The organism is Prosthecomicrobium sp. N25, from assembly GCF_037203705.1.
Taxonomy (GTDB): Bacteria; Pseudomonadota; Alphaproteobacteria; order Rhizobiales; family Ancalomicrobiaceae; genus Prosthecodimorpha.
The window spans coordinates 1,087,921-1,106,546 of the sequence record NZ_JBBCAT010000001.1 but is presented as its reverse complement, the minus strand read 5'-3'; the positions used below and the strand labels follow the sequence as shown (position 1 = coordinate 1,106,546).

General features: G+C 70.5%; 15 protein-coding genes. 5 read left to right on the top strand and 10 right to left on the bottom strand.

What is annotated here, in order from left to right; translation table 11 throughout:
- From WBG79_RS04995 to WBG79_RS04970, 6 genes are all read right to left on the bottom strand, one after another.
- Entirely contained in the window at positions 1-1,176 is a 1,176-nt protein-coding gene (locus WBG79_RS04995) for an ABC transporter permease (RefSeq protein ID WP_337356006.1), read from the bottom strand.
- Entirely contained in the window at positions 1,173-2,171 is a 999-nt protein-coding gene (locus WBG79_RS04990; RefSeq protein ID WP_337356005.1) for an ABC transporter permease, read from the bottom strand. Before WBG79_RS04990 ends, WBG79_RS04995 begins: the two co-directional genes overlap by 4 nt.
- Positions 2,172-2,173: 2 nt before the next feature.
- Positions 2,174-4,075 carry an ABC transporter substrate-binding protein gene (locus tag WBG79_RS04985; protein ID WP_337356004.1) on the bottom strand — a complete coding sequence of 634 codons (1,902 nt, stop codon included), beginning with the start codon at positions 4,073-4,075 and terminating at the stop codon, positions 2,174-2,176.
- A complete protein-coding gene (locus WBG79_RS04980; RefSeq protein WP_337356003.1) occupies positions 4,069-5,955 on the bottom strand; it encodes an ABC transporter ATP-binding protein in 1,887 nt (628 codons plus the stop codon). The genes WBG79_RS04985 and WBG79_RS04980 overlap by 7 nt, the downstream gene beginning before the upstream one ends.
- Before the next feature lie 115 nt (positions 5,956-6,070).
- Positions 6,071-7,390: an adenylate/guanylate cyclase domain-containing protein gene (locus WBG79_RS04975; protein WP_337356002.1), complete on the bottom strand. Its 1,320-nt coding sequence runs from the start codon at positions 7,388-7,390 to the stop codon at positions 6,071-6,073.
- Positions 7,391-7,512: 122 nt separating this feature from the next.
- Entirely contained in the window at positions 7,513-8,658 is a 1,146-nt protein-coding gene (locus WBG79_RS04970) for a DUF3095 domain-containing protein (RefSeq protein ID WP_337356001.1), read from the bottom strand.
- A gap of 76 nt (positions 8,659-8,734) precedes the next feature.
- On the opposite strand from WBG79_RS04970, the gene WBG79_RS04965 reads away from it, so the two are divergent.
- Positions 8,735-9,853: a glycosyltransferase family 4 protein gene (locus WBG79_RS04965; RefSeq protein ID WP_337356000.1), complete on the top strand. Its 1,119-nt coding sequence runs from the start codon at positions 8,735-8,737 to the stop codon at positions 9,851-9,853.
- Between the two features lie 12 nt (positions 9,854-9,865).
- Here the strand turns inward: WBG79_RS04965 and WBG79_RS04960 are convergent, their stop codons facing one another.
- The 4 genes from WBG79_RS04960 to osmF all read right to left on the bottom strand — a co-directional run bounded on the left by WBG79_RS04960 (position 9,866) and on the right by osmF (position 13,702).
- Positions 9,866-10,621: an ABC transporter permease gene (locus WBG79_RS04960; protein WP_337355999.1), complete on the bottom strand. Its 756-nt coding sequence runs from the start codon at positions 10,619-10,621 to the stop codon at positions 9,866-9,868.
- Positions 10,618-11,556, bottom strand: coding sequence for an ABC transporter ATP-binding protein (locus tag WBG79_RS04955; protein WP_337355998.1), 939 nt, complete (start codon positions 11,554-11,556; stop codon positions 10,618-10,620). Before WBG79_RS04955 ends, WBG79_RS04960 begins: the two co-directional genes overlap by 4 nt.
- A complete protein-coding gene (locus WBG79_RS04950) occupies positions 11,553-12,701 on the bottom strand; it encodes an ABC transporter permease (RefSeq protein WP_337355997.1) in 1,149 nt (382 codons plus the stop codon). The genes WBG79_RS04955 and WBG79_RS04950 overlap by 4 nt, the downstream gene beginning before the upstream one ends.
- A 92-nt stretch (positions 12,702-12,793) precedes the next feature.
- Entirely contained in the window at positions 12,794-13,702 is a 909-nt protein-coding gene (gene osmF, locus WBG79_RS04945; protein ID WP_337355996.1) for a glycine betaine ABC transporter substrate-binding protein OsmF, read from the bottom strand.
- Positions 13,703-14,037: 335 nt separating this feature from the next.
- On the opposite strand from osmF, the gene WBG79_RS04940 reads away from it, so the two are divergent.
- From WBG79_RS04940 to WBG79_RS04925, 4 genes are read left to right on the top strand one after another with little or no spacing between them, the layout of a single operon-like run.
- Positions 14,038-14,619 carry a 2-oxoacid:acceptor oxidoreductase family protein gene (locus WBG79_RS04940; protein WP_337355995.1) on the top strand — a complete coding sequence of 194 codons (582 nt, stop codon included), beginning with the start codon at positions 14,038-14,040 and terminating at the stop codon, positions 14,617-14,619.
- 10 nt (positions 14,620-14,629) lie between these two features.
- A complete protein-coding gene (locus WBG79_RS04935) occupies positions 14,630-15,892 on the top strand; it encodes a transketolase C-terminal domain-containing protein (protein WP_337355994.1) in 1,263 nt (420 codons plus the stop codon).
- Between the two features lie 11 nt (positions 15,893-15,903).
- Positions 15,904-16,944, top strand: coding sequence for a thiamine pyrophosphate-dependent enzyme (locus WBG79_RS04930; protein WP_337355993.1), 1,041 nt, complete (start codon positions 15,904-15,906; stop codon positions 16,942-16,944).
- Positions 16,945-16,955: 11 nt separating this feature from the next.
- A complete protein-coding gene (locus tag WBG79_RS04925; protein WP_337355992.1) occupies positions 16,956-18,581 on the top strand; it encodes an NAD(P)-binding protein in 1,626 nt (541 codons plus the stop codon).
- Positions 18,582-18,626 lie beyond the last annotated feature (45 nt).

Genomic DNA, 18,626 nt, shown 5'->3' with positions numbered 1-18,626 from the left:
TCACTTGTAGGGGTCGGCAGCGTCGCGCAGCCCGTCACCGAGGAAGTTGAAGGCCAGGATGACGAGGACGACCGGGACCACGGGGAAGAGAAGCCAGGGGTAGAGCGCGACGGCGCTGACGTTCTTGGCTTCGGTCAGCAAGATCCCCCAGCTGGTGAGCGGAGGCCGGAGGCCGAGGCCGAGGAAGCTCAGCGCCGTCTCGCCCAGGATCATGCCCGGCACGGTGAGGGTGGCGGTGGCAATCAGGTGGGACATGAATCCGGGGATCAGGTGGTTGCCGATGATCCGCGGCGCGGAGGCTCCCATGAGCTGGGCGGCAAGGACGTAGTCCTCCTCGCGCAGGGCCAGGAGCTTGGAGCGGACCGCCCGGGCGAGGCCCGTCCAGTCCAGGAGGCTCAGAATGAGTGTAATGGCGAAGTAGATGAGCAGGGGGCTCCAGGTCGCCGGGGTGATGGCCGAAAGGGCCATCCAGAGCGGCAGGCTGGGGAGCGACTGCAGGACCTCGATGATGCGTTGGACGATCAGGTCGAAAGTGCCGCCGTAGTAGCCGGCGAGCCCGCCGATGACGATGCCGAGGATGAAGCTGAGGCTGACGCCGATGAGGCCGACCGTCAGCGAGATGCGCGCGCCGTAGATCATGCGCGAGAGCACGTCGCGGCCGAGCCGGTCGGTCCCGAGCAGGAAGAACTGGCCGCCCTCGGCGGGGCAGACGAGATGCAGGTCGGCCGCCCACAGGCCCCAGAAGTGGTAGGGGTCGCCCCGGCAGAAGAAGCGCAGGCGCTGCACGTCCGAGGTGTCCTCGGTGTAGACGCGCTTCAGCCGGTCGAGGTCGAGGCTCATCTTGCGGCCGTACACGAAGGGGCCCACGAAAGCGCCCTCGTGGAACAGGTGCACGGCCTGGGGCGGCGCGTGGATGTAGTCCATGTTGCGCGTCCGCAGCGCGTAGGGCGCCAGGAACTCGGACACGACGATCATGAGGTAGAGGGCGAGGAGGAAGACGCCCGACACCACGGCGAGCTTGTGGCGGCGGAACTTCCACCACATGAGGCGGAGCTGGGAGGCCTGCTCCAGGCGCGCCTGCTCGGGCGAGGCCGTCTCGATCCGCTCCGGATCGAAAACACCCTGACGCACGAAGTGGCCGAGCGGAGCCCCGGAGACGGGAAGCTCGAGGCTCATTTGGAGGCTCCTCCCTGGACGCGGATGCGCGGATCGAGGAGCACGAGCGCGAGATCGGAGATGAGGACCCCGATCACGGTCAGGAAGGAGAGGAACATCAGGAACGAGCCGGCGAGGTACATGTCCTGGCTCTGCAGGGCCTTGATGAGCATGGGGCCGGTCGTCTCCAGCGAGAGCACGATGGCGGTGATCTCGGCGCCCGAGATGATGGCCGGCAGGATCGAGCCGATGTCGGAGACGAAGAAGTTCAGCGCCATGCGGAGCGGGTACTTGACCAGGACCTTGCGGGGCCGGAGCCCCTTGGCGCGCGCGGTCACCACATAGGGTTTGTGCAGCTCGTCGAGCAGGTTGGCGCGCAGGCGCCGGATCATGCCGGCCGTGCCGGCGGTCCCGACGATGATGACCGGGATCCAGAGATGCTCGAGGATCGACTTGACCTTCGCCCAGCTCATCGGCTGGTCGAGATAGGCCGGGTCGACCAGGTGGCCGATCGAGGTGCCGAACCAGATGTTGGCGAAATACATCATGACGAGGGCGAGCAGGAAGTTCGGCGTCGCCACGCCGATCAGGCCGAGGAGCGTCAGGCCGTAGTCGCCCCAGCTGTACTGGTGGGTGGCCGAGTAGATGCCGATCGGGAAGGCGATCAGCCAGGTGAAGATGATGGTCACGAAGGAGACCAGCATCGTGAAGTAGAGCCGGCTGCCGACGACCTCGGACACCGGCAGCTGGTACTCGAACGAGTAGCCGAAGTCACCCGTCAGCAGGCCGCCGACCCAGTAGAAGTAGCGGATCACGGGAGGCTGGTCGAAACCGTACTGAGCCTTCAGCTCGTTGATCTGCTGCATGTTGACGGTTTCGTTCTGCGCCTGCAGCTCGGCGATGTAGCTTTCGAAATAGTCCCCCGGCGGCAGCTCGATGATGGTGAAGACCAGCATCGAGATGAGCAGCAGCGTCGGGATCATCACGGCGATCCGCCAGACGATGTAGCGCAGCACGGTCAGGCCTCCCCGTCCAGCCAGAAGGTCGTGGAGCGGTAGACGCCGAAATAGGCGGTCGGCTTGAAGCCGAAGTAACCTTCCTCGGGCACGTTGACGAGGTGGCGGTTGACGACCACCGGCTGCAGGGTCTGGTTGACCAGGCCGATCGAGAAGACGTTGTCGGCATAGATGGACAGGATGCGCTCCCAGGCGGCGCGGCGCGCATCGGTGCTGGTCGCCTTTCGCCAGCGTTCGAGTTCCGCGAGCAGGTCCAGCGCGACCGGGAGGTCGGCCGCGGTACCGTGCTGGCCGGAGGACTGGTAGTGCATCCCCCATTGCGGCCACTGGAGCTGGTCCTCGGCCGTCGGCACGAAGGCCGAGGGGTTCATGTCCGGGGTCGGGATGCCGTTGTCGACGCCCGACCACACCGCCATCATGATGTCGCCGCCGATCGCACGGCTGCGGAAGATGTCGCGCTGGGACGTGCGCACGAAGAGCCCGACGCCGATCGACGACCAGTAGTCGGCGATGAGCTCCAGGATGTCGGTCTCGACGTTGGTCTCGCCGGCCGTCTCGATCACCATGGTGACGGAACGCCCGTCGGGCAGCAGGCGGCGGCCCTCGTCGTCCCGCTCCTTGAGGCCGATCTCGTCGAGGAGCCTGTTGGCGAGGCCGCGGTCGAACTGGGCCCAGGCCTTGGCGTAGGCCTCCTTGTAGAGCGAGCTCGCGGGCAGGACCGTGTCGGAACTCGGGGTGCCGAGCCCGAAGAAGACCGCCATGTTGATTTCGCGCCGGTCGATGGCGACCGACAGGGCGCGGCGGAAGCGGACGTCCTGCAGGAGGGCGCGCCAGGCGGGGTCACGGTAGTTGAGATTGGGCATCAGGGCGATGCGCGAGCCCTGGATGCGTTTCCAGAGCTTGACCTTCATGGGGTAACGCTTCTCGGCGTCCTTGAGGAAGGTGTAGTCGCTGAAGTCGAGTCCGAGCGACTGGAGGTCGCTCTCGCCGGCGCCGGTCTTGGCGGCCAGGATCGTCATCTGGCCGACGAGCAGTTCGAACCGGTCCACGTAGGGGAGTTGCCGCCCCTCGGTGTCGACCTCGTGGAAGAACGGGTTGCGCTCGAAGAGGAAGCGATCGGAGGGCGGGGGCGTCGTGTTCCGCCAAGGATCGAGGACGGGCAGGTCCGGGTTCTCGGGCCGATACTGGCGCGACAGGCGGATGTGCATCTCGGTCCACTTGCGCGCGCGATACTGCTTCATCGCCGCCTCGAGCTTCTTCGGCTCCTGGTAGCGCTTGTGGAACTGGCGCATGTAGTGGGCCGGCAGGGCGAGCTGGAGGGGCTGGGCGCCGGCAATGTCGAGCAAGAAGTCCGGGTTGGGCTTCGACCAGCTGTAGCGCACGGTCAGCTCGTCGAGGATCTCGAACTTCGCCATCTCGCCGTCGACCAGCATGGTCTGGTCCGGCCCGTTCGGGGAGAGCTCGCGGTTCGAGTAGACGTCCTCGAAGACGTAACGGAAGTCCTCCGCCGTGAGGGGATGGCCGTCGGACCAGCGGTGGCCCTGGCGCAGGCGGAAGGTGAAGACCCGGTCCTCCTCGGCCTCGAAGCTCTCCAGGATGTCCGGCTTCAGCTCCAGCCGCTCGTCGAAGCCGACGAGGCGGGCGTAGCCGTAGATGGTCATCAGGCGGATGTCCTTCTGGCCGCCCACGAGCGTGCGGATCGTGCCGCCGTGCCGGCCGATGCGCCGGCCCATGGCCACCAGGTCGACCACCTTGGGGACCTTCGGCAGGCGTTCCGCCATGGGCGGCAGAGCGCCTGAGGCAACCTTCTCGGCGAGGATCGGAGGCTCGACCGGCGCCGCGCCGGCCACGCGGGTGAGGAGCGGCAGGGCCATGAGCCCGAGTGCGTCCCGGCGGGTCAGCATGTGACGATCTCCTCGACGGCCGCATTCGGCCGGACCAGCACCTGGTGGTCTTCCCCGACCGAGCGGAGCTCGAGCCGTTCCGGTCCCTCCTGGAACGCCGGCGGCCAGTGACGGCTGTCCGAGGCGCCGGTCCTGAGGAGGGTGTCGAAGTCGAGCGGGCGGTCCAGGTCCGGGTAGGGGACCGCGGCCAGGAGCGCGCGCGTATAGGGGTGGACGGGGTTGCGCAGAATGCTCTCGCTCGTCGCGATCTCGACGATGCGGCCCCGGCACATGACGGCCACTCGGTCGGCCATGTAGTCGACCACGGCGAGGTTGTGGGAGATGAAGAGGTAGGTCAGCCCGAGCTCGGAGCGGAGGTCCTGGAGGAGGTTCAGGATCTGCGCCTGGACGGACACGTCGAGGGCGGAGACCGGCTCGTCGCAGATGATGAGTTCGGGGCCGAGCGCGAGGGCGCGGGCGATGCCGATGCGCTGGCGCTGGCCGCCCGAGAAGCTGTGCGGGTAGCGGCTCAGCATGCGCGGGTCGAGGCCGACGGCGCGCATCAGGGCGCGGGCCGTCTCGCGACGGGATTCGCCGGTGCCGTGGCCGTGGATCTCGAGGGGTTCGGTCAGGATCCGCTCGACGGTCATGCGCGGCGACAGCGACGAATATGGATCCTGGAAGACCATCTGGATGCGCGGCCTCAGGGCCTGCAGGCCGCCGTGGCCGATCCGGGCGATGTCGACGATGCCCCCCTCGGGCTCGTGGAAGAGGATCGAGCCCTCGTCGGGCGTGACGGCCCGCATGATCAGCTTGCTGACCGTGCTCTTGCCGCAACCGCTCTCGCCGACGAGACCGAGGCATTCGCCGCGGCGGATCTCGAAGGAGACGCCGTCGACGGCGCGCACCGCCCGTTCCTCGCCGCGGGTCCATCCCGAGCCGCGAAGCCGGTAGGTCTTGACGAGGTTCTCGACGGTCAGGTGCGGGCTGCCGCGCTCCCCCTGGCGCGGCCGGCGGAGCATGCTGAGGTCCGCCTTGACGTTGCGCAGCGAGGTGAGCCGGACGCCGGGCGGCATGTCGAAGTGCGGCACCGAGGAGAGCAGCGCCTTGAAGTAGGGGTGCGAGGGGCGGCCGAAGAGGTCCCGGACGGTGCCGGCCTCCATGATCTCGCCCTTGTAGATCACGAAGACCTCGTCGGCGATGTTGGCGACGACGCCGAGATCGTGGGTGATCAGCAGGATCGACAGGCCGAGCTGGGCCTGCAGGCTCTTCAGGAGCTGCAGGATCTGCGCCTGAATGGTGACGTCGAGGGCGGTGGTCGGCTCGTCGGCGATCAGGATCGCGGGGCGGCAGATCAGCGCCATGGCGATCATGGCGCGCTGGCGCAGGCCCCCGGAGAGCTCGAAGGGGTACATGCCGTAGGCCCGCTCGGGATCCGGGAAGCCGACCAGCCCCAGCATCCGCACCGTCTCGGCCCGGGCCTCCTCGGCGGTCGCCTTGTCGTGGGCGGTCAGCACCTCGCCGATCTGGTCGCCGATCGTGTGGAGCGGCGACAGCGACGTCATCGGCTCCTGGAAAATGATCGAGATGCGGGTGCCGCGCAGGCGCCGGAAGGCCTCGCTGTCGCGGTCCAGGGCGGCGATGTCGACGGGTGGATCGCCCGGCCGCTCAGGGTCGGAGAAGAGGATCCGACCCTTCGTGATCCGTCCCACATTGGGCAGGATGCCCATGACGGTCTGGGCGATGACGGACTTGCCGGAGCCGGATTCACCGACCAGCGCGGTTACCTTGCCGGGCAGCACGCGCAGGCTCGCGTCACGGACAGCGACATGGTCGACGCCGAAGAACGAGAAGGCGAGCCCGAGATTCTCGATGCGAAGGATGTCGCCCGCCAACGCCATACGCCCCCACTTCCAGCGACCGCCCCGGTTCGCCTACGGTAACGTGCGGGCAATCAAACGCAAGGATGCGCATGTATGAATTTGGTCGGGACCAATGCGGAGGCGGGCGGTCTCCTCAGCTTTCGGCGCCGGCCTTGCTTCTCCTCAGGGAGAGAACGACCAGTTCGCCCTCCGAGTGGCAGGGATGGCCGTTCGCCTCCATCTCGGCGAGGAGATCGGGGGCGCAGGCGTCGATGGTGTAGACCTCCCGCGCCTCGCTGATTCCGTGGAGCTGCTCCTCCCCGAGGTGCACCCAGTCGCCGCCGCTGGCCTCGACGAATTCGCGGCTCGCGATGACGCTGCGGCCGTGCTTGCGGGTGAGGGCCTGGAGCCGCTGGACCTCGTTCACGGCCGCCCCGAAGGCCGAATAGGTCAGCCGCTCGGCCAGGCCGACGTTGCCGAACATGACGTTGCCCACATGCATGCCGATGCCGAAGCCGAGCGGCTCCATGCCGGCCTGCAGGCGTTCGCGGTTCAGCGTGTTCATCCGTGCGGTGCCGGCGATCATGGCCTCGTAGGCGCGATGGCAGGCGTCGCGCGAACCCGCGCTGGAGCGGGTGGTCGGGAAGATGGCCAGGAAGCCGTCGCCGGGGAAGGACAGGATCTGACCGCCGTTCTTGCTGAAAGGGAGCGCGAGCGCGTCGAAGAAACGGTTCAGCGTCTCGGTGAAGAGCTGGCGGCCGTCGCGCTCGGCGAGGGCGGTCGATTCGCGCAGGTCGCCGATGACGAGGGCAGCCCGGATGGTCTCGCCGTCGCCGCGCTTGACGAGCCCGCTCAGGACGTTGCGCCCAGCCTCCTGGCCGAGATAGGTGGTCAGCACGTTCTCGGCCAGCTTCTCCTGCATGGCCATCTTGGTGGCGACCGCCAGGCTCGCCTGCAGGCTGAAGAGCGCCTCCAGGTCGGGCTCCGAGAAGCCGCCCCTGCTGTCCGTCGTCCAGCTTCCCATGACGCCGCGGCCGATGCCGGCGTCGTGCCCGCCGCCGAAGGAGTACACGAAGGCGAGGTAGTCGGTCGCGCCCTTGCGGCGCAGTTCGTCGAGGAGCGGAAACTCGAACTTCGCGCCGGTATCCAGCCGACGGCGCAGGGACTCGAGGTTGTTCTGCAGGATGAAGTAGTAGGGGCTCTTCAGGAAGCGCTCGGGGGCCGGGCTGTGGGCGTAGTTCTCCACCTCCAGCCCCTGGCCGCGCCGCCAGGTGAAGCCCATGGCGCGGTAGAGGGGATGCAGCATCGAGAAGGTCAGGTTGATGCGGTCGACCGGCAGGCCGGCCGCATAGATGCGGTCGCAAAAGCCGCGCACGAGGCTTTCCAGGTCCAGGCCCTGCAGCGAGGAGCGCATCAGCCATTCGCTCAGCTTCGCCACGAGGACCGGGGACTCGCCCCTCTTCGAAATCACCATGGATCGTCACGTCCTGTCGTTGGGCCGCGCCGGCTCGGCGGCTGCGGCGACTCGGGCCCAGGGGTTAGCAGCCCCGTCCGGACCCCGCTAAACACATTGCAGAGAGCGCATGTCGGTCCCCGTCAGGACCGGTGCGAGAGCCGGCCCTTGAGCCGCGCGGCGGCGAGCGCATAGCCGCCGGCGGCGCCGTCGATGAAGTGCATATGGTCACGCTGGCGCGCGGTGGGAACCAGGCAGGTGATCAGGGCCTCGTCCTGGCGCTGCACGCCGTACTTGCACAGTCCCAGCCGGGCGCCCTCGGCGAGGCGCGCCTCGATCCGGTCCGCAAGGGCGGGGCTGACGTCGACCGTCATCTTGAGGCCGTCGTCGAACTTGCGGAAATCCGAGTTGGCGGCCGTGTCGGCCTTGTAGGGCAGGAGTTCGAAGCCCCCGACCGAGCCGGGCAGGACCTTGAGCAGGTTCACGACCGCGACCTCGAAATTCGCCTTCAGCCAGGCGGCGAGGCGCCCCTTGGCGCGCGTGCGCACCTCCGCGCCGATCGCCCAGGCGGGATAGCCGAGCGCCAGCCCCTCGACGCTGACCGGGTTGCCGTCCGCGATGGCGCCGTGGCAGAGGTCGGCGATGTCGCGGACCAGGTCGAGATAACGAGGGAAGTCGGCCCCGGCGGCGGGGACCGCGATGATCGAGAGAATCACGCCGGACCGGGACTTCAGAGGACTCCATCGGCAGGACAGGCCTGTCAGGTCCGGCCGCGTTCCCGGCGGGGCGGGCGGGACGGCGAAGCGGCCGAGCTTCATCTGGGCCTCCGCCCAGCTCGCGCCGCCGCCGGCGAACATGGCGTAGCTCACGTGGGTGCTCGCCCGGTAGCGCCCGACCAGCACGTCGTGGCCGGCCTGGCGGATGTCCTCGAGCGGGACGACCGCCCCGCGCAGCTGGAGGCCGAGTTCCTCGGCGACCCAGACCTCGACGGCCGCGATGGCGCCCTCGGCGCGCGGCCGGAGATGGCCGGGCAGCGCCACGACGGCGCCGTCGCCGCCGAACACGAAAGGCAGGTCTTCGTCGCTGACGTTCTGGAGCGCCGCGATGAGCGCCGCGCCGGCCATGTTGACCGCCTTGTAGCGCCCCTGCGTCGCCGCCTCGGTGGAGTTCACGATGTCCGAGAGGCCGAGCACCCAGCCGGCCGGAAGCGGCGTGTAGTTCCGGGGCTCGCCGAGGGATTCGAAGCGGTCGAAGGCGGCGATGCCGCCGTAGAAACCAGAGCGTCGCATGCGAGCCTCGCCACGAATCGGCGCCGTCGGCCGGAGCGTTTGACGGCCAGGAAGTGTGACACTTAGGCTTGTTGGAATGAAAGTCGCCCTGTATGCGCCGCTCAAGTCTCCGCTGCACCCGGTCCCGTCCGGGGACCGGCAGATCGGGCGCAATCTCCTGGCGGCGCTCCGGCAGGCGGGCCACGCCGTCGAACTCGCCTCGGAGCTGCGCGCCTACTGCCCGGACCCGACGCCGGAAGCGGTCGCCGCGCTCGACCGGGCGGCCGAGGCGGAGGCGCTCCGGCTCGCCTCGGCCTGGGCCGCCGGGGGCGTGCCGGACGTCTGGTTCTCCTATCACCCCTACTACAAGTCCCCGGACCTCATCGGACCGCGGCTCGCGGACCGGTTCGGCCTGCCGGTGGTGACGCTCGAGGCCTCCTTCGCGCCCAAGCGCGCCGAGGGTCCCCATGCGGCGCTGCACCGGGAGACGCTGGCGCTCCTGCGGCGGGCCCGCCTCAACATCGCCTTCACGGAGCGGGACCGGGCGGGGCTCGCGCTCGTGATCCAGGCGGACCGGCTCGGCCTATTGGCGCCCTTCATCGACGTCGCCCCCTATCGCGGGCTCGCGGGTGCGGCGGAGCACGGGGGACCGGTCCGGCTCGTGACGGTCGCGATGATGCGCGAGGGCGACAAGCTGCGCAGCTACGCCATGCTGGCCGAGGCGCTGGCGAGGCTCCCCGAGACCGGCTGGCGGCTCGACGTGGTGGGCGACGGGCCCGCGGGAGCCCGGGTCCGTGCCCGATTCGAGCGCTTCCCGGAGTCGCGGGTGCGCTTCCTCGGCGAGGCGGATCCGGCGCGGGTGCCGGGCCTTCTGGCAGGGGCCGACCTCCTGGTCTGGCCGGGTTGCGGGGAGGCGTTCGGGATCGCGTATCTGGAGGCGCAGGCGGCGGGGCTGCCGGTCGTCGCGCAGGCGACGGGCGGCATCCCGGCGGTGGTGCGGGACGGCGGGACCGGTGTCCTGACGCCCGAGGGGGACGTGGCGGCCTACGCGGCGGCGGTTGGCCGGCTGATCGCCGACGCGGGCCTGCGGCGCAGCCTCGGGCAGGCGGCCCGGCGGCATGTCCTGGCGGTGCATTCGATCGAGGCCGCTTCGGCCCGGCTCGGGGCCCTGCTGCGGCCGTTCAAGCCGGAGGCGGATCGCCGAGGGCAGGGGTAAGCGGCCGGCGGCTCAGGACCCGTCCCCCCCGTGCCGGCCGGCGCGGCGCGCGAGCCGGGACTCGATCGCGCCGATGCCCTCGTAGACGGCAACCGCCAGGCCTGCGACCGCCACGCCGCCCTGCACCACGAAGGCGAGGTTGGCCGAGGAGAGGCCGGCGATGATCACCTCGCCGAGCCCGCGGGCGGCGACCGTCGAGCCGATCGTCGCCGTGGAGACCGCGATCACGGCCGAGAGCCTTACGCCCTCGAGGATGACCGGCAGGGCGAGCGGAAGTTCGACCAGGCGCAGGCGCTCGGTCTCGGTCATGCCCATCCCGCGTCCCGCCTCGACGACGGCGGGCGGCAGCCGGGTCAGCCCCGCGAGCGCGTTCTCGAAGACGGGAAGCAGGCCGTAGAGGAAGAGCGCGATCAGGGTCGGCGCCTCGCCGAAGCCGACCGCCGGGACCGCCAGCGCCAGAACGGCCACGGGCGGGAAGGTCTGGCCGATGTTGGCGATGGAGCGGGAGAGCGGCAGGAACTCGACACCGACGGGCCGGGTGACGAAGATCGCCAGCCCGATGCCGACGACCGAAGCGGCGCCGACCGCCGTCGCGACGGTGGCGAGGTGCGATAGGGCGAGGTCGAGCAGGCTCGCGCGATCGTAGATCACCGGCTGGCCGGGGTCGGCGAGCGGGGCGAGGAGCGGCCGGAAGGCCTCCGGGTGCAGCAGGAGGAGCGCGAGCGCTGCCCCCAGGACGAGGCGCATCAGGATCGGGGCGGCCCTCATGCGGGCCTCGCGGCCTGTTCGAGCAGGCGCTCCAGCGTCAGCCGGCCGATGACGCGCCCGTCCGCGTCGACCACCGGCGCGGCCCGCCGGCGCGTCCATACGAACTGGGCGAGCGCCTCGCGCAGGTCGGTCGCCGCAGGTATCGGGGGACCCTCCGCGGGGCCGGGCTCGGCGGCTTCCCCTGCGGTCCGGAGGGAGAGCACGCGGAAGGGCCGGTCGCCGATCCCCACGAGGTCGGCCACGAAGGGCGTCGCGGGCCGGAGCAGGACCTCGGTGGGCGCGGCGTACTGGAGCAGGCGCCCGGCATCCATGACGGCGAGACGGTCGCCGAGATCGATCGCCTCCTCCATGTCGTGGGTGACCAGCAGGACCGTCGTGCCGAGCTTGCGCTGGATCGCCTTGAGGTCCTGCCGGGCCTTGGCGCGGATGATCGGATCGAGCGAGCCGAAGGGCTCGTCCATGAGCAGAAGCCGCGGCTCGGCGGCGAGGGCGCGGGCGACCCCGACGCGCTGCTGCTGGCCGCCGGAGAGCTCGTGCGGATAGCGCCCGGCGAACTGCGCCGGATCGAGCTGGAAGAGGGTCAGGAGCTCGTCGACCCGGCGCGCGACGGCGGCGCGGTCGCGGCCGAGCAGCTTCGGAACGGTCCCGATGTTCTCCGCGACGGTGCGGTGGGGGAAGAGGCCGTGGTCCTGGATGGCGTAGCCGATCCGCCGCCGGAGCAGGTGCGGCTTCAGGCCGGCGGTGTCCTCGCCGTCGATCAGGACCCGGCCGGAGGTCGGCTCGATCAGGCGGTTGACCATGCGGATCAGGGTCGACTTGCCGGACCCCGACGTGCCGACGATCACCGTGATGGTGCCCTCCGGGACGGTCAGTGAGACGTCGTCGACCGCCGTCTCGGTGCCGAAGACCTTGGTGAGGTGTTCGATCTCGATCATGGTCGGCCTCCGCTGGCACCCTCGACGGCGGCGTCGAGCACCACGGCGGCCGCGAAGGCGAGGAGCACGGTCGGGACGGCCCCGAGCAGGATCAGGTCCGGCGCGGTCTGGCCGATGCCGAGGAAGACGAAGACGCCGAATCCGCCGCCGCCGATCAGCGCCGCGACGGTGGCGAGGCCGATGTTCTGGACGAGCACGATCCGGATGCCGGTGAGGATGACGGGGAGCGCCAGGGGCAGGTCGACGGCGACGAGCCGCTGGCCCACCGTCATGCCCATGCCGCGCGCCGCCTCGACGGCCGCGGCGGGCACGCCCCGGAGCCCGACGACGGTGTTCGCCACCACGGGCAGCAGGGAATAGAGGAAGAGCGCCACGAAGGCCGGGGCGGTGCCGATGCCGCGGATGCCGAGCGCGGCCGCGCCCGGGACGTGGGCCGCCACCCAGCCGAGCGGCGCGATCAGCATGCCGAAGAGCGCGATGGACGGGATGGTCTGCACCATGTTGAGGACGTTCAGGACCGGCGCCCGGAGCGGAGCGGCGCGCGCCAGCAGGATGCCGAGCGGCAGGCCGACCGCGGCGGCGGCGGCCAGGGAGCCGAGAGCGAGCAGCAGGTGGGTGGTCGCCTCGCGCCAGAAGACGTCGGCGCGGTTGGCGTATTCCTTGAGTATGGAGAGCCCGCTCCAGAGTCCGGCGTGCAGGGCGAGCCCCAGGACGGCGGCGGTCAGCGCGAGCGCGGCGACGCGCAGGAGCGGCCGCAGCCGCAGGCGCACAATCGCGTCGGCGAGGAGCAGGCCGCCGGCGAAGAGCAGGATCCAGAAGCCCGATCCGGGCGAGACGCGTGCGTAGCGGTCGCCGGGAGGCGTGAGGTGGTCGGCGGTCGCCCCCACGAGGAGCGCGGCGGCGACGAGCAGCAGCGACGCGGCCGCGAGCCGGATCCAGGGGCGGGTGCGCAGGGCCGCCAGAACGGCGACCGCGGCCAAGAGGGCCAGGAAGCCGAGAGCCGGCCCCGTCGGGACGGCGTCGAGCACGCCCCTCGCCTCGCCGGTGGCGATGCGGTTGGCGCGATAGAGCGCGAAGGGCGCCGCCGCGCCGAGCCCGAGGAGCGCCGCCGCGACGACGCCGAGCTTGTCCACTCCAGCCGGCATGCTCACCCTCCGGACCGGACGGACAGGGCGGCAGGGACGGGACGCCGCGGGCTGCGAAGCAGACGCCGCGCTCCCGCTGCCCCTGACGGTCGTCACTTCAGGAAACCGGCCTTCTTCAGGAAGTCCTCGGCAACCGCGCGTGCGTGCTCGCCGCCGACCTGGACTCGGCCGTTCAGGTCCTGCAGCGTCTCCAGGTCGAGCTTGGCGAAGATCGGCTTCAGCACGTCGGCGATCCTGGGGTTCTCCTTCAGCGCCGCCTCGCGGACGATCGGCGCGGGCCTGTAGACGGGCTGAACGCCCTTGTCGTCGTCCAGTACGACGAGGCCCGAGGCCTGGATCGCGCCGTCGGTGCCGTACACCATGGCGGCGTTGGTGCCATTGGTCTGGTCGGCGGCGGCCTTGATGGTGGCCGCCGTGTCGCCGCCGGAGAGCACGATCAGCTGGTCGGGGGTCAGCTTGAAGCCGTAGGCCGTCTGGAAGGCCGGCAGCGCCGCCGCGGAGTTCACGAATTCGGCCGAACCGGCGAGCTTCACCTTGCCGCCGCCGGCCACCCAGCGGCCGAAGTCGGAGAGGCTCTTCAGCTTGTTGGCGGCGACGACCTCCTTGCGGAGCGCGATCGCCCAGGTGTTGTTGGCCGGCGACGGGGCGAGCCAGACGATCTTGTTGGCGTCGTAGTCGAGGGTGCGGGCCGTTTCGTAGCCCTTCGCCGCATCCTTCCAGACCGGGTCGTCGGCCTTGTTGAAGAAGAAGGCGGCGTTGCCGGTGTACTCGGGATAGATGTCGATCTCGCCCGCCGTGATGGCCTTGCGGACGACCGGCGTGGCGCCGAGCTGGATCCTGTCCTCCGTGTCGATGCCGTTGGCCTTGAGGGCGAGCAGGATAATGTTGCCGAGGACCCCGCCCTCGGTATCGATCTTGGAGGAGACGACCACCTTGGCGGAGGCCGCGGTGGACAGGAGCCCCGTGATCACGGCGGCGGCGATGAGGACCGGTAGACGCATGGCCTGTTCTCCCTGGCCTGGACTGACGTTGGCTCCGGTGTGGTCGCCCCCCGTCGCACGGCGTGCGGACAGGGTGCGTCAGGACCCGAGCTGGAGCTAAACCGTCGAAGGCTCGCCGGGTTGCCGAGCTACGTAATAGTCCTAGCACCGGTTGGGATCCGCATTCATTCGTTTTTTCCGCTGGCGCGGGCGGGCGGCCCTACGCAAAAACCCTCTGGAGCGGCGCGGTTTGACCGAGCGCAACGGCAAGCCGGCGCGTTCGCGGCAGGGTGGCGGCGTCCTGAAGCCGGCGTTTGGTCCCCGACCTCGCGCCGGCGGGGCGGAGGACGTTCCCCATGTTCCAAGTCCGCATCCACGGCCGCGGCGGCCAGGGGGTGGTGACCGGCGCCGAGATGCTGTCGGTCGCGGCCTTCCTGGAGGGGCGGCACGCGCAGGCCTTCCCGAGCTTCGGGTCGGAGCGCACCGGGGCTCCAGTGGTCGCCTTCTGCCGCATCGCCGACCGCGAGATCCGCCTGCGCGAACCGGTCCTGGAGCCGGACTGCCTGATCGTGCAGGACCCGACGCTCTTCAAGGTGGTGGACGTCTTCGCGGGACTGAAGGCGGACGGCTACCTGCTCGTCAACACCAACCGGACTTTCGCGGACCTGCACGTGCAGGCTCAGGCGGAGCGGCTGCCGCCGGGCCACGCGGTCGTGGTGCCGGCCACGGAGCTCGCCCTCAAGCATGTGGGGCGGCCGGTGCCCAACGCGGCCCTGCTCGGCGCCTTCGCGGCGCTGTCGGGCCTCGTCCACTTCGACAGCGTCAAGCAGGCGATCGCCGAGGCCTTCCCGGGCCGGGTCGGCGCCGCCAACGTGGCGGCCGCCTCGGAGGCCTTCGAGTTCGTCATGGCGCAGGAACGCGCCGCCAGCGCGGCCTGAGGAGGCGTCCATGCTGAAGCAGATCGAAGGATCGCGGGCGATGGCGGAGGCGATCGCGCTGTGCCGACCCGAGGTCGTCTGCGCCTATCCGATCACGCCGCAGACCCACATCGTGGAGGGCCTCGGCGAACTGGTGCGCGACGGGCACCTGACGAATTGCGAGTACATCAATGTGGAGAGCGAGTTCGCGGCCCTGTCGGTCGCGATCGGGGCGTCGGCGGCGGGCGCGCGCGCCTACACGGCGACCGCCTCGCAGGGCCTGCTCTTCATGGCGGAGGCGGTCTACAACGCCTCCGGGCTCGGGCTGCCCATCGTGATGACGCTCGGAAACCGGGCGATCGGGGCGCCGATCAACATCTGGAACGACCATTCCGACGCCATGTCGATGCGGGACGCGGGCTGGCTGCAGCTCTTCGCGGAGACGAACCAGGAGGCGGTCGACCTGCACATCCAGGCCTTCAAGCTCGGCGAGGAGCTGTCGATGCCCGTGATGGTGTGCGTCGACGGGTTCATCCTCACCCACGCGGTGGAGCGGATCGACGTTCCCGACCAGGAGACGGTCGACGCCTTCCTGCCGCCCTACGATCCGGTCCAGGTGCTCGACCCGGCCGACCCGGTCTCGATCGGCGCCATGGTGGGGCCGGACGCGTTCACGGAGGTGCGCTTCCTGGCGCACTACCGGCAGACCCAGGCGCTGCGGCTCATCCCGGAGATCGCCGACCAGTTCCGGCTGATGTTCGGCCGCGGCTCCGGCGGGCTGGTGCGCAGCTACCGGGCCGAGGACGCCGACCTGATGGTGGTCGCCATGGGCTCCGTCTCGGGCACCATCAAGGACACGATCGACGAGATGCGCGAGGCGGGGCACCGGATCGGGCTCGTCACCATCGTGTCGTACCGGCCCTTCCCGATCGAGGCTCTGCGCTCGGCCTTGGCAAGGGCCAGGGACGTGGTGGTGGTGGAGAAGAGCATCGCGGTCGGCATGGGCGGCCAGCTCGCCGACAACGTGGCGGGGGCCTTGCGCAACCTCGCGCAGGCGCCGCGGCTGCACTCCTGCGTGGCCGGCCTCGGCGGCCGGGCGATTACCCGCGCCTCGCTCGCCCGCCTCTTCGCCCGCGCCGCGGCCGAGCCCTGGGAGGGGACGCATTTCCTCGACCTCAACGAACGCGTGGTCGGCCGGGAGATCCACCGCACGCGCAAGCACCGCCGCTCCGGCCCGACCGCCGAGGCGATCCTGCGCCATCTGGCCGACACCGGCCGCCCGGCCGCCGAGTGAGGGACCCCGCCATGACCGACGCCCCGCTCACGCTGCCGCCCGAGGAGGCGGTCCAGAAGCTCCGCTACTACCAGAAGGGCACGTTCACGGTCGGCAACCGGCTCGTCTCCGAGGACGAGCGCGCCGTCCAGGCCTCGCGCGACCGGTCGAACGCCCTGACCTCGGGCCACCGCGCCTGCCAGGGCTGCGGCGAGGCGCTCGGCGCGCGCTACGCCATCGACGCGGCGATGCGGGCGACGGGCAACAACCTGATCGCCGTGAACGCGACCGGTTGCCTGGAGGTCTTCACCACGCCCTACCCCGAGACCTCCTGGCAGCTGCCGTGGCTGCACTCGCTGTTCGGCAACGCGGCCGCGGTGGCGACCGGCGTGGCGGCGGCGATGCGGGTCAAGAAGCGGCCGGAAGTGCGGGTCATCGCGCAGGGCGGCGACGGCGGGACCACCGACATCGGCTTCCAGTGCCTGTCGGGCATGTTCGAGCGCAACGACGACGTGCTCTACATCTGCTACGATAACGAAGGTTACATGAACACCGGCGTGCAGCGTTCCTCCGCGACGCCGCCGGCCGCCCGGACCGCGACGACGCCCGCGGTCGGGCCGGAGCCCGGCAACGTCTTCGGCCAGGGCAAGTCGGTGCCGCGCATCGCGGTCGCGCACCGCATCCCCTACGTGGCGACCGCCACGGTCGCCGACCTGCACGACCTGGAGCGCAAGGTCACCCGGGCCATGGGGATCCGGGGCGCCCGCTACATCCAGATCAACGTCCCCTGCCCGCTCGGCTGGGGCGCGGCCTCGTGCGACACCATCAAGCTCGCGCGGCTCGCGGTCGAGACCGGGCTCTATCCGATCTTCGAGGCCGAGCACGGGCGGGTCACGGCGGTCCGCAAGATCCGCCGGCCGGTGCCGGTCGCCGACTATCTCAAGCTTCAGCGCCGTTTCGCCCATCTCTTCAAGGGCGACACCGTCGACCCCCGGGTCGCACGGCTGCAGGCGATCTGCGACGCCAACATCGCCGAGTACGGTCTGGTCGACCCGGCCGGCGACGACGCGTGAGGGAGAGGAGCATGGACCACCCCTTCGCCATCACGCTCGAGGTCGGCACCTCGCTGGTCAACCACACCGGCTCCTGGCGCACGGTGAGGCCGGAATACGTCCACCGGCTGCCGCCCTGCAACGCCGCCTGTCCGGCCGGCGAGGACATCCAGGGCTGGCTCGCCTACGCGGAGGCCGGCGCCTACGAGGCGGCCTGGCGCTCGCTCGTCGAGAACAATCCGCTGCCGGCCGTCATGGGGCGGGTCTGCTACCACCCCTGCGAAGGGGCCTGCAACCGGCAGGAGATCGACTCCGCCGTCGGGATCAATTCGGTCGAGCGGTTCCTCGGCGACCTGGCGCTGGAGCGCGGGTGGGCGTTCGATCCGCCGGCGGCGGAGACGGGCAAGCGCGTGCTCGTGGTCGGCGCCGGGCCCTCGGGGCTCTCGGCCGCCTACCATTTGCGGCGCTTCGGCCACGCGGTCACGATCCGCGAGGCCGGGCCGCTGCCGGGCGGCATGATGCGGTTCGGGATCCCGAAGTACCGGCTCCCCCGGGACGTGCTCGACGCCGAGGTGGCGCGAATCGTCGCGATGGGGGTCGCGATCGAGTACGGCGCCAAGGTCGACGACATCCGGGCCGCCATGTCGGATGGCGGCTTCGACGCCGCCTTCCTGGCGGTCGGGGCCCATATCGCCAAGCGGGCCTACATCCCGGCCGGCGAGGCCGCGCGGGTGCTCGACGCCGTGCAGGTGCTGCGCTCGATGGAGGGCGAGGAGAAGCCGCTGCTCGGGCGGCGGGTGGTGGTCTACGGCGGCGGCAACACGGCGATCGACGTGGCGCGAACGGCCCGGCGGCTCGGCGCCGAGGAGGCCGTGATCGTCTACCGGCGGACGCGCGACCGCATGCCCGCGCACGACTTCGAGGTCGAGGAGGCGCTCGAGGAAGGCGTGATGATGAAGTGGCTGTCGACCATCCGGCAGGTCGAGGCGGGATCCATCACGGTCGAGCGCATGGCCCTGGACGAGAAGGGCTTCCCGCAGCCGACTGGGGAACTGGAGACGCTCGAGGCGGACTCGGTCGTTCTGGCGCTCGGGCAGGACGTGGACCTGTCGCTGCTCGACGGCGTTCCGGGCCTCGAGATCGTCGACGGGGTCGTCAAGGTCGGTCCCAACATGATGACCGGCGCGCCGGGTGTCTTCGCGGGCGGCGACATGGTGCCGTCGGAGCGGACCGTGACGGTGGCGGTCGGCCACGGCAAGAAGGCGGCCCGGCACGTGGACGCCTGGCTGAGGGGCGAGACCTACGCGCCGCCGCCGAAGCACGAGCCGGCGAGCTTCGACCGGCTCAACACCTGGTACTATGGCGAGGCGCCGAAGACCGTCCGACCGCAGCTCGCGCTCGCCCGCCGGACCTCCACCTTCGAGGAGGTCGTGAAGGGTCTCGACGCCTCCAACGCGCTCTACGAGGCGCGGCGGTGCCTGTCCTGCGGCAACTGCTTCGAATGCGACAACTGCTACGGCGTATGCCCCGACAACGCGGTGATCAAGCTCGGGCCGGGCCAGGGCTTCCGCTTCGACTACGACTTCTGCAAGGGCTGCGGCATCTGCGAGGCGGAGTGCCCCTGCGGGGCGATCCGGATGGTGGCGGAGGCGATCTGAGGCTTCGGAGCGGAACCGGGCGGGACCGCGCGGGTTGACCCGGCG